This is a genomic window from Methylobacterium sp. CCH7-A2 (genome assembly GCF_001557075.1).
In the GTDB taxonomy this organism is placed as follows: Bacteria; Pseudomonadota; Alphaproteobacteria; order Rhizobiales; family Beijerinckiaceae; genus Allobosea; species Allobosea massiliensis.
The window spans coordinates 52,036-62,056 of the sequence record NZ_LSKN01000245.1 but is presented as its reverse complement, the minus strand read 5'-3'; the positions used below and the strand labels follow the sequence as shown (position 1 = coordinate 62,056).

General features: G+C 68.8%; 11 protein-coding genes. 9 read left to right on the top strand and 2 right to left on the bottom strand.

Features of this window, described 5'->3' with window-relative positions; translation table 11 throughout:
- The first annotated feature begins 153 nt into the window (after window positions 1–153).
- The 9 genes from AX750_RS18845 to AX750_RS18805 all read left to right on the top strand — a co-directional run bounded on the left by AX750_RS18845 (window position 154) and on the right by AX750_RS18805 (window position 8,160).
- The gene (locus AX750_RS18845) at window positions 154–1,347 is read left to right on the top strand and encodes a carbon-phosphorus lyase complex subunit PhnI (RefSeq protein WP_066723486.1); all 1,194 of its coding nucleotides are present in this window, start codon (window positions 154–156) and stop codon (window positions 1,345–1,347) included.
- Window positions 1,344–2,276 carry an alpha-D-ribose 1-methylphosphonate 5-phosphate C-P-lyase PhnJ gene (locus AX750_RS18840; protein WP_066723489.1) on the top strand — a complete coding sequence of 311 codons (933 nt, stop codon included), beginning with the start codon at window positions 1,344–1,346 and terminating at the stop codon, window positions 2,274–2,276. Before AX750_RS18845 ends, AX750_RS18840 begins: the two co-directional genes overlap by 4 nt.
- Window positions 2,273–3,079 carry a phosphonate C-P lyase system protein PhnK gene (gene phnK, locus AX750_RS18835; RefSeq protein ID WP_066723492.1) on the top strand — a complete coding sequence of 269 codons (807 nt, stop codon included), beginning with the start codon at window positions 2,273–2,275 and terminating at the stop codon, window positions 3,077–3,079. The genes AX750_RS18840 and phnK overlap by 4 nt, the downstream gene beginning before the upstream one ends.
- Complete coding sequence (locus AX750_RS18830; protein ID WP_066723495.1) at window positions 3,076–3,285, top strand: hypothetical protein; 210 nt, start codon at window positions 3,076–3,078, stop codon at window positions 3,283–3,285. The genes phnK and AX750_RS18830 overlap by 4 nt, the downstream gene beginning before the upstream one ends.
- Before the next feature lie 4 nt (window positions 3,286–3,289).
- Window positions 3,290–3,988: a phosphonate C-P lyase system protein PhnL gene (gene phnL / locus AX750_RS18825; protein ID WP_066723498.1), complete on the top strand. Its 699-nt coding sequence runs from the start codon at window positions 3,290–3,292 to the stop codon at window positions 3,986–3,988.
- Window positions 3,988–5,127 (top strand): alpha-D-ribose 1-methylphosphonate 5-triphosphate diphosphatase, encoded by a 1,140-nt coding sequence (locus AX750_RS18820; RefSeq protein WP_066723500.1) that lies wholly within the window; start codon window positions 3,988–3,990, stop codon window positions 5,125–5,127. Before phnL ends, AX750_RS18820 begins: the two co-directional genes overlap by 1 nt.
- A complete protein-coding gene (locus AX750_RS18815; RefSeq protein WP_245282442.1) occupies window positions 5,124–5,822 on the top strand; it encodes a DUF1045 domain-containing protein in 699 nt (232 codons plus the stop codon). The genes AX750_RS18820 and AX750_RS18815 overlap by 4 nt, the downstream gene beginning before the upstream one ends.
- A 38-nt stretch (window positions 5,823–5,860) precedes the next feature.
- Window positions 5,861–6,514: a chloramphenicol acetyltransferase gene (locus AX750_RS18810; RefSeq protein ID WP_066723502.1), complete on the top strand. Its 654-nt coding sequence runs from the start codon at window positions 5,861–5,863 to the stop codon at window positions 6,512–6,514.
- A gap of 128 nt (window positions 6,515–6,642) precedes the next feature.
- Entirely contained in the window at window positions 6,643–8,160 is a 1,518-nt protein-coding gene (locus AX750_RS18805; protein ID WP_082735241.1) for a globin-coupled sensor protein, read from the top strand.
- A gap of 29 nt (window positions 8,161–8,189) precedes the next feature.
- Here AX750_RS18805 and AX750_RS18800 read toward each other — a convergent pair whose 3' ends face one another.
- Complete coding sequence (locus AX750_RS18800; RefSeq protein ID WP_066723504.1) at window positions 8,190–8,846, bottom strand: methyltransferase; 657 nt, start codon at window positions 8,844–8,846, stop codon at window positions 8,190–8,192.
- Window positions 8,843–9,997 carry a glycosyltransferase family 4 protein gene (locus tag AX750_RS18795; RefSeq protein ID WP_066723507.1) on the bottom strand — a complete coding sequence of 385 codons (1,155 nt, stop codon included), beginning with the start codon at window positions 9,995–9,997 and terminating at the stop codon, window positions 8,843–8,845. Before AX750_RS18795 ends, AX750_RS18800 begins: the two co-directional genes overlap by 4 nt.
- Window positions 9,998–10,021: the final 24 nt, after the last annotated feature.

The window sequence follows — 10,021 nt, the reverse complement described above, 5'->3', positions numbered from 1 at the left end:
GTGCAGCGTCGCTCCCGCCGGCCTGCGACCCGGCTTCTGGGCCGAGGTCGCCGCGAACAACGCTGCCTACCCGCTCGGCGTCGATCTCCTGCTGACCCATGGCGACGCCGTCGTCGGCCTGCCGCGCTCCACGCACATCGGGGAGGCTCGCTGATGTATGTCGCGGTCAAGGGCGGCGAAGCCGCCATTCTCGCCACCCATGAACGTGTCGCGGAAGCGCGTCGCGGCGACGCGGCCGTTCCGGAGATCAGCGTCGCCCAGATCCGCGAGCAGCAGGCGCTGGCCTGCGCCCGTGTCATGAACGAGGGCTCGCTCTATGATGCCGACCTCGCGGCACTGGCGCTGAAACAGGCGCAGGGCGACGTCATCGAGGCCGCGTTCCTGATGCGCGCCTATCGCACCACCCTGCCGCGCTTCGGCTCATCCGAACCGGTGGACACAGCCAAGATGGCGATCCGCCGGCGCGTCTCGGCCACCTACAAGGACCTGCCGGGTGGGCAGGTGCTGGGGCCGACCTACGACTATACACACCGGCTGTTCGATTTCGCGCTGATGGACGATACCAGCAGCGTCATGGTCGGGCCTGACCCGACCATCTCGGGACGAGAAGGCGCATCCAGCACGACCGCGACCGGAGATGCTCGGGTCAAGCCCGAGCATGACGACCTTCACGCCCCCCTCGACACCCACATGCCCCGCGTGCCCGACATCCTCGGCGCCGAGGGGCTGATGGAGCCTGAGATCGCGCCCGAGGGCGACCCGCGCCCCTTCGATCTGACCCGCGAGCCGGTCTCCTTCCCGGCCAGCCGCGATGTCCGCCTGCAGGCGATGGCACGCGGCGACGAGGGTTTCCTGCTCGGTCTCGGCTATTCGGTCCAGCGCGGCTTCGGCGGCAACCATCCCTTCGTCGGCGAGATCCGCGTCGGCGAGGTCTCGGTCGAGTTCATTCCTGAAGAGCTCGGCTTTGCGGTCGATCTCGGCGAGATCACCCTGACCGAATGCCAGATGGTCAACCAGTTTGCCGGCTCAAAGGACGTTCCACCGCAGTTCACCCGCGGCTACGGCCTGGCCTTCGGCCATAGCGAGCGCAAGGCCATGTCGATGTCGCTCGTCGATCGCGCCCTCAAGGCCCGGGAGTTCGGCGAGGCGGCCGAGTACCCGGCCCAGCAGGACGAGTTCGTCCTCTACCACTCTGACAATGTCGAGGCGGCCGGCTTCGTCGAGCATCTGAAGCTGCCGCATTATGTCGATTTCCAGGGTGAGCTCGAACTGATCCGCCGCATCCGCCGCGAGCGCGAGGCACGCCTCGCAGCCGAACCCGAGACGCTGCCGGAGGCCGCGGAATGACCATTCACCAGACCCTGCCGGGCGACGAGGCGAGCCCCGCCTACAACTATGCCTATCTCGACGAGCAGACGAAGCGGATGATCCGCCGCGCTGTGCTCAAGGCCGTGGCCGTGCCCGGCTACCAGGTGCCATTCGGCTCGCGCGAGATGCCGCTCGCCCGCGGCTGGGGCACCGGCGGCATCCAGGTCACGGCGGCGATCATCGGGCCCCAGGACACGCTGAAGGTCATCGACCAGGGCGCCGACGATACCACCAACGCCGTCTCGATCCGCCGCTTCTTCGAGAAGACCGCCGACGCCCGCACCACGGAAGCGACCGAGCAGGCGACGATCATCCAGACCCGCCATCGCATCCCGGAGGCACCGCTGACCGCCGGCCAGATCATCGTCTACCAGGTCCCGCAGCCCGAGCCCCTGCGCAAGCTCGAGCCGCGCGAGGCCGAGACGCGCAAGATGCACGCTTGGGCCGAATACGGGCTGATGCAGGTCAAGCTCTACGAAAACATCGCCCGCTTCGGCGAGGTCACGACGACCTATGACTACCCGGTCATGATCAACGGCCGCTACATCATGGCGCCCTCGCCCATCCCGAAATTCGACAATCCGAAGATGCACATGTCGCCGGCGCTCCAGCTCTTCGGCGCCGGCCGCGAGAAGCGCATCTATGCGCTCCCGCCCCATACCAGCGTGCGCAGCCTCGATTTCGAGGATCATCCCTTCCGCATCCAGAGCTGGAACGAGCCCTGCGCGCTTTGTGCAGCGACGGACAGCTATCTCGACGAGGTCGTGATCGACGATCAGGGCAGCCGGATGTTCGTCTGTTCCGACAGCCACCATTGCGAGACGCGCCGCGCCGCCGGCCATCGCGGCGCGATGCTGGGCGATGCGGCGGCGAGCGGGCTGGTCGCCTGCGAGGAGAGCACCTCATGACCCTCCACGTCTCTCCGCCCGAGGCCATCCTCGAACCTGCCCCGCTGCTCTCCGTCGCCGGCGTCTCGCGCTTCTATGGCGAGCGCATCGGCTGTGCGGAGGTCTCCTTCGACCTCTGGCCGGGCGAGGTGCTCGGCATCGTCGGCGAATCCGGCTCCGGCAAGTCGACCCTGCTGCGCTGCCTCGCCGGCATCGACCGTCCCGACGCGGGCGAGGTGCTGTTCCGGGGCGGAGCCGAACCGCTCGACATCTACTCCGTGCCCGAGCAAGAGCGCCGGCGGCTGATGCGCACCGCCTGGGGCATCGTCCACCAGAACCCACGCGACGGACTGCGCATGGATGTCTCGGCCGGCGGCAATGTCGGCGAGCGGCTGATGGACCGCGGCGACCGCCATTACGGCCAGATCCGCGAGCGCGCGCTCGACTGGCTCTCGCGCGTCGAGATCGCCGGTGCCCGCATCGACGACCGGCCGCGCCAGTTCTCCGGCGGCATGCAACAGCGCCTGCAGATCGCCCGCGTGCTCGTCTCGGAACCGCGCCTCGTCTTCATGGACGAGCCGACCGGCGGCCTCGACGTCTCGGTCCAGGCCCGCCTGCTCGACCTGCTGCGCGTGCTGGTGCGCGATCTCGGCCTCGCCGCCATCATCGTCACGCACGACCTCGCCGTGGCACGCCTCCTCACCGACCGGCTGATGGTGATGAAGGACGGCCATGTCGTCGAGCAGGGCCTGACCGACCAGGTGCTGGACGACCCTCACCACGCCTATACGCAGCTCCTCACCTCCGCGGTGCTGAGCGTATGAGCGGCTTCATCCAGCCCCAATGGTCGGGTTTCGGCCCTCAGGCCGTCCCGAGCCCCGTCTCCGGCGAGGCGGACCGGCAACCGAGCGGGCTGGAAGTCGAACGCACCCTGCTCGGACGGCCGGCCAAGGCCGCCCCGCCGCCGAACGCCCCGGCCACCCAAGGCACGCCCGTCACGCCGGCGTCACCGCGACCCGACAAGGCCTGATCCCATGACCACGATGATTCGCGTCGAGAACGTCACCAAGGCCTTCACCCTGCACAATCAGGGCGGCGTCCGGCTGCCCGTCTTCGACGACGTCAATTTCAGCGTCGAGGCCGGCGAGGCCCTCGTACTCGCGGGCGCGTCGGGCGCCGGCAAGTCGAGCCTGCTGCGCATCCTCTACGGCAATTACCGGCCGAGCGCCGGCCATATCCACATCACCCATGCGGGCCGGCCCGTCGACATCGTCACAGCCGTTCCCCGGACGGTGCTGGACATCCGCCGCCGCACGCTCGGCTTCGTCTCGCAGTTTCTGCGCGTGATCCCGCGGGTCAGCGCGCTCGACATCGTGCGCGACCCGCTGCTGGCGCGCGGCGTTGCGCCGGATCAGGCGAGCGAGCGGGCGAAGGCGATGCTCGCGCGACTCAACCTGCCGGAGCGGCTCTGGAACCTCGCGCCGGCGACCTTCTCCGGCGGCGAGCAGCAGCGCGTCAACATCGCCCGCTCCTTTGTCGACCCCTCCGCCATCATGCTGATCGACGAGCCGACCGCCTCGCTCGACGCCGCCAACCGCGACGTCGTGGTCGAACTCATCGCGGAAGCCCGCGCGAGGGGTTCCGCGATCGTCGGGATTTTCCACGACGAGGCCGTGCGCGAGAAGGTGGCGACCCGCTATCTCGACATCACCACTTTCCGGAAGGCCGCCTGATGCAGACCGTTCTGACCAATGCCCGCCTGATCCTCGAGGACGAGATCGTCACGGGCACGATCGCCTTCGAGAACGGCGTGATCACCGCGGTCGACCAAGGGCTCTCCTCGCTCCCGGCCGCCGTCGACGCGGGCGGCGACTATGTCGCGCCCGGCCTCGTCGAGATGCACACCGACAACATGGAAAAGCATTTCATGCCGCGGCCCAAGGTCTTCTGGCCGAATGGGCTCGCCGCCGCGCTGGTCCATGACGCGCAGATGGCGGCGGCCGGCGTCACCACGGTCTATGACGCGATCTGCGCCGGCACGCCCTTTTCCGCCAAGGACTACCGCAAGGACATCTTCGCCGACGTCATGACCTCGCTCGCCCGAGGCCAGGCGGAAGGCGTCTTCCGCATCGACCATCGCATCCACATGCGCTGCGAACTGACGAGCCCCGACCTTCTCAGGGATATCGAGCCCTATCAGGACGACGCGCTGGTGCAGCTTGTCTCGCTGATGGACCACACGCCCGGCCAACGCCAGTGGCGCAACATCGAGCATCTGCGGACCTATGCCATCGGCAACGGCAAGACCGAGGCGGAGTTCGAGGAGGATGTCGCCACCCGCCAGATGGAAGGCGCCGCCAATGTCGGCCGCAACTGGCAGGCGGTGGTCGAGCTCTTCAGTGCCCGTGGCATCCCGATCGCGACCCATGACGACACCACCGTCGAGCATGTCGAGGAGGGGCTGGCCTCGGGCGCGGTGATCTCGGAATTCCCGACCACGGTCGAGGCCGCCGCCGCCGCCAAGCAGCGCGGGCTCGCGACCATCGCCGGCGCCCCGAACGTCGTGCGCGGCGGCTCGCATTCCGGTGGCGTCTCGGTCTCCGAACTGGCCGAGAAAGGCCTGCTCGACGGGCTCTCCTCCGATTATGTGCCCGCCAGCCTGCTCCAGGCCGTGCTGAAGCTGCACAACGACCACGGCCTCGGCCTGCCGGACGCGATGGGCATGGTCACCTGGAAAGTGGCCGACATCCTCGGCCTGCGCGACCGCGGCCATCTCAAGACCGGGCTGCGGGCCGATCTCGTCCGCTTCAAGGCTTTGGGACCGACGCCCGTGATCGCGGCCGTCTGGTCGAAGGGCGAGCGCGCGTTTTGAGCGGCCCGCGCTATGCCCTCTATTACGCGCCCGCCGTCGACAGCGCGCTCTGGCGCTTCGGCTGCGCGACGCTGGGCTACGACGCCTTCACCGGCGAGGAGATCGCCTTCGCCGTTCCGCCCGGCTGCGACGTGCAGCTCTGGCCGGACCGCACCGCCGAACCGCGCCGCTACGGCTTTCACGCGACGCTGAAGGCGCCGTTCGAGCTGGCCAATGGCCGCAGCGAGGGTGAATTGCGGGCCTTCGCCCGGCAGATCGCCCTCGGCTGCACGGCCGTGCCTCTGGCCGGCCTCAAAGTCACATCGCTCGGCCGCTTCGTCGCACTGACGCCGGCCGAACCGAGCCCGGCGCTACAGGCGCTGGCCTTCGGCATCGTCCAGGCCTTCGAGCCGTTTCGCGCACCGCTGGGACAGGCCGATCGGGAGCGGCGCCTCGCCAGCCCGCTGACACCGACCGAGCGCGCCCATCTCGACGCCTATGGCTACCCTTATGTCGGCGACGCCTTCCGCTTCCACATGACGCTGACCGGGGCGCTCCCGCAGGACGAGGCACCCGCCATCGCCGCGGCGCTGACAGAAGCCCATGCGTGCGCCGTCCCCGCGGGTCCGGTTTCAATCGACCGCCTCGCGGTGTTCCGGCAGGACAACCGGGCCGGCCGCTTCCGCATCATCGACGCCTTTACGCTCGGCCGCTGACGACCAGGCCGGCGATCCCCACAGAACGGAGACACCCCATGGCCGCCAGGAAGCTCGGGCTCGAACCGGTGATCCATGAGACGGCGGTCGTGCGCGACGCGACCCTCGGGCGCTACACCGAGATCGGAGCGCGAACCTCCTTCGTCGAGTCGACGATGGGCGACTACTCCTATGTCGTGAACGATTCCAACATCATCTACACCACCATCGGCAAGTTCTGCTCGATCGCGGCGATGACGCGGATCAACCCCGGCAACCACCCCATGCAGCGCGCCAGCCAGTCGCATTTCACCTACCGCGCCAGCGCCTATTTCGAGGATGCCGAGGACGATGCCGCCTTCTTCGACTGGCGCCGCTCGACGCCGGTGACCATCGGCCACGATGTCTGGATCGGCCATGGCGCCATCATCCTGCCCGGCCGCAGCATCGGCACGGGCGCCGTCGTGGCGGGCGGAGCGATCGTCACCAAGGACGTCGCACCCTACACCATCGTCGCGGGCAATCCGGCCCGGCCGATCCGTGCACGCTTCCCCGAGGCGACCGCGGAGCGCCTCATGCAACTCGCCTGGTGGGACTGGGATCACGCGCGCCTGTGCGCCGCCCTTTCCGATTTCCGGGCTTTGCCGGTCGACGCCTTCCTGGCGCGCTATGAGGGCTTTGCGGCCCAACCGCCGGATAGCTTAGACGAATGACCAATGGGAAACGCAACCAAAAAGCGCATTTTCTCACATCCTCCGTCTGTATTTTGAACCTTCGTTAACCAACCAGGCGTTTCATCGATTTCGGCACCGGCACTTGGTGTTGCAGGCAGGAGCCTCCGATGACGTCTTCCGATCACCTCAATAGCCGGCTAGCGTTCATGCAGCTGGACGGCCGGGCCCGCGACCAGATCAAGGGCATGCATGACGACATCGTGGCCGCTCTGCCCGGTGCCCTCGACGCCTTCTACAGCCAGCTGCGCAACAGCCCCGAGACCAAGCGGTTCTTTTCCAGCGAGCAGCACATCGACAGCGCCAAGCAGCGTCAGTCCTCGCATTGGGACCGGATGGCCAACGGCCAGTTCGACCAGAACTTTGTCGCCGCCGTCACCAAGGTCGGCGAAGTCCATGCCCGGATCGGGCTGGAGCCGCGCTGGTACATCGGCGGCTACGCCCTGATCCTCGAAAAACTCATCACCGACGTCCTCGTCGCGCGCTGGCCGAAGCGTCGCTTCGGCAGCGGTTCGGAGGAAGCCACCCAGCGGGCGGCCGAAATCAGCGCCTTGGTCAAGGCGGCGCTGCTGGACATGGACTACGCGATCTCGGTCTACCTGGAGGCGTCCGAGGCGGCCCGTCTTCGCGTCGAGGAGCAGGCCAAGGCGATTGAGCGCTCCCTCGCCGCGGAACGCGAAACGGCCGTCGCCTCGGTCACCGAGGCCATGGCGGCTTTGGCCGACGGCAACCTCACCTTCCGGATCAGCCAGGACATTCCGGCGGAGTACGCGGCCATCCGCGACAACTTCAACGGCGCGATGGACCGGCTCGAGCAGATGGTGTCGACCATCAAGACCAACTCCTCCGCCATCGCCGCGACCTCTCAGGAGATCAATTCGGGCGCAAACGATCTTTCGATGCGCACGGAGCAGCAGGCTTCGGCGCTCGAGGAAAGCGCTGCGACCACCGAGCAACTCGCGGCCTCGGTCAAGACCTCGGCCCAGGCCTCGCGCCGCTCCGTGGCGCTCGCCGACGACGCCACCAAGATCGCCCGCACCGGCGGCGACATCGTCAAGAACGCGACCGACGCCATGGCACGGATCGAGGACGCCTCGAAGAAAATCTCCGAGATCACCAGCGTCATCGACGGCATCGCCTTCCAGACCAATCTGCTGGCGCTGAACGCCGCCGTCGAGGCCGCCCGTGCCGGCGATGCGGGGCGCGGCTTCGCTGTCGTTGCCGCAGAGGTCCGGGCGCTGGCGCAGCGCTCCTCCGACGCCGCCAAGGATATCACCGGCCTGATCGCATCCTCCGATGCCGAGGTGACGGAGGGCGTGAAGCTCGTTCGTCTGGCCGGTGGCACGCTGGAGCAGATCGTCGAGGCCGCGGCGGCCGTCTCCTCCACCGTCGAGGAGATCGCCAGTGCCTCGGGCGAGCAGGCCAACGGCATCGAGGAAATGAGCCAGACGGTCAGCCATATGGACGAGATCACCCAGCAGAACGCCGCGCTCGCCGAGCAGAGCGCCGCCTCCTCGAAGGCGCTGTTGGACCAGATCGAGCAGCTCAACCGGCTGATCTCGAGCTTCAGGACCTCGCAGGACGGCCGCATGGCCGCCCAGCCCATGCACCGCCGCCGCGCAGCCTGAGCGACCCCCGGCGCGTGCGTTGCGCCGGGCTAGCCTGCCAGCCGCCAGACGGTGCTGTGCTTGATATCGGCGTCCTCGAGGGTGCGCGTCACCGGTACCGCGTAGCTCGCGAGGGCCTCGAGCCGCTCCTTCGGCAGATAGCTGCGACCGGGATCGCCGATCAGGACCTGCGCCCCGCGCGCCGACAGTGTCGCCAGCCATGCGACGACGCTGTCGGCCATGGCGCGCTCGTAGCAGACATCGCCGGCGCAGATGACATCCCAGCCTTCGTCGCGCCCGATCAGATCCTCCAGCCGGATCGTCACTGAGACGCCGTTGGCGGCGGCATTGAGGGCCATCGCCTCCGCCGCAAAAGCGTCGATGTCGCAGGCCTCCACGCTCGCGGCCCCGCAGCGGGCCGCTGCAATGGCGACCAGTCCCGAGCCGCTGGCGAAGTCCAGCACCCGACGGCCGCGTGCGATGACCGGTTCGTCGAGGAGGTAGCGCGCCAGCGCCTGACCGCCCGCCCACGCAAAAGCCCAGAAAGGTGGCGGCAGCCCGATCGTGGCGAGTTCGTCCTCGGTCTTCTGCCAGAGCTCCGTCGCCTCCTCGGCGACATGGATCGCGATCTCAGGCGCATGCGGCACCGGTAGCAACCGGGTATGTTCGCGGATGAAGGCGCGCCGGTCGAGCGCCGGGGCGCTCACGCGGCAATGTCCGTCGTCGGCCGCGAGAGCAGCCCGCGATACAGCGCCTTGACCGCGTTCATGACATCGCGCTCGGTGTGGCCGTCGATCAGCCGCGCCCGGGCGCTCGCGCCCATGCGTTCGGCGAGAGCCGGCGCGCGGGCGAAGACGATCAGCGCCCGCGCCAGCGCCGCCGCATCACCCGGCGGGACCACCATGCCGTCCTGGCCGTCGCGCACGAAGCTGCGGCAGCCCGGGACATTCGTCGTCAGGATCGGGCGGCCGCAGGCTGCGGCCTCCAGGATCGTGCGAGGCAGACCCTCGCCGCCGCGCGAGGGCAGGATGCAGAGATGATGCTGGCGCCAGACGCCCTCGATGTCGCGCGTCGGGCCGGCCCAGTCGATCCCAGGGCGCGCGGCCCACTGCTTCAGCGTCTCCTCGGGAACCGCCTTGGGATTGGAGGGATCCGGTGCGCCATGCAGCGTCAGCTCGACCCGCGCCCCCTCGGCCCGCGCCAGCCTCACCGCCTCCACTGCGAGATCGACGCCCTTCGACCAGAGCAGTCGGGCGACCAGCGCCACCTTGAATGGCGGGGCCGGCGGCATCGGCTCCGGCATCAGGATGAGCGGATCGACCCCCGCCCCGCCGACGAGGGCGACCTTGGCGCGATCCTGCGGGTCGAGCCCCAGCGTGACGGGGTCGTCCGGGTTCTCGAACAGGAACCGCACCTGCGGCCCGTCGATCACGCCGCGCAGCCAGGCAATCGCGGCCCATCGCGCCGCTGCTGCCACCAAACCCTGGCTGGCCCCGAGAAATCCGAGCCCGGTCAGCGCGTAGACGCGCCGCTCGACACCAGCCAGCCGACCGGCGAGCCCCGCCAGCGCGATCGGCTTCAGCGCGATGCAGTGCAGGATGTCGGGCCGCTCCTGCTCGATCAGGCGCCGCAGCGCCACGATCTGCCGGAACAGCACCCGCGGGTCGAGGCTGCGCCTTTCCGCCTCGAGAGGGATCAGCCGCACGCCCACCGCCTCGAGAACGCGGCGGTGATGGCGCTCGCGCGCGATCACCGCGACATCGAAATCCAGCTCGCGCGCAGCCCGTGCCATCGGCAGGAAATGCGAGGCGAAGAACCAGTCCTCGGTGGCGACGAAGAGAAGGCGGGGGCGGCGCATGGGCGGACATCAGTCCGATGCGGC

Coding starts and splice junctions, on each gene's coding strand:
- AX750_RS18845 (WP_066723486.1), top strand. CDS start 154: ATGTATGTCGCGGTCAAGGGCGGCGAAGCCGCCATTCTCGCCACCCAT.
- AX750_RS18840 (WP_066723489.1), top strand. CDS start 1,344: ATGACCATTCACCAGACCCTGCCGGGCGACGAGGCGAGCCCCGCCTAC.
- phnK (WP_066723492.1), top strand. CDS start 2,273: ATGACCCTCCACGTCTCTCCGCCCGAGGCCATCCTCGAACCTGCCCCG.
- AX750_RS18830 (WP_066723495.1), top strand. CDS start 3,076: ATGAGCGGCTTCATCCAGCCCCAATGGTCGGGTTTCGGCCCTCAGGCC.
- phnL (WP_066723498.1), top strand. CDS start 3,290: ATGACCACGATGATTCGCGTCGAGAACGTCACCAAGGCCTTCACCCTG.
- AX750_RS18820 (WP_066723500.1), top strand. CDS start 3,988: ATGCAGACCGTTCTGACCAATGCCCGCCTGATCCTCGAGGACGAGATC.
- AX750_RS18810 (WP_066723502.1), top strand. CDS start 5,861: ATGGCCGCCAGGAAGCTCGGGCTCGAACCGGTGATCCATGAGACGGCG.
- AX750_RS18805 (WP_082735241.1), top strand. CDS start 6,643: ATGACGTCTTCCGATCACCTCAATAGCCGGCTAGCGTTCATGCAGCTG.
- AX750_RS18795 (WP_066723507.1), bottom strand. CDS start 9,997: ATGCGCCGCCCCCGCCTTCTCTTCGTCGCCACCGAGGACTGGTTCTTC.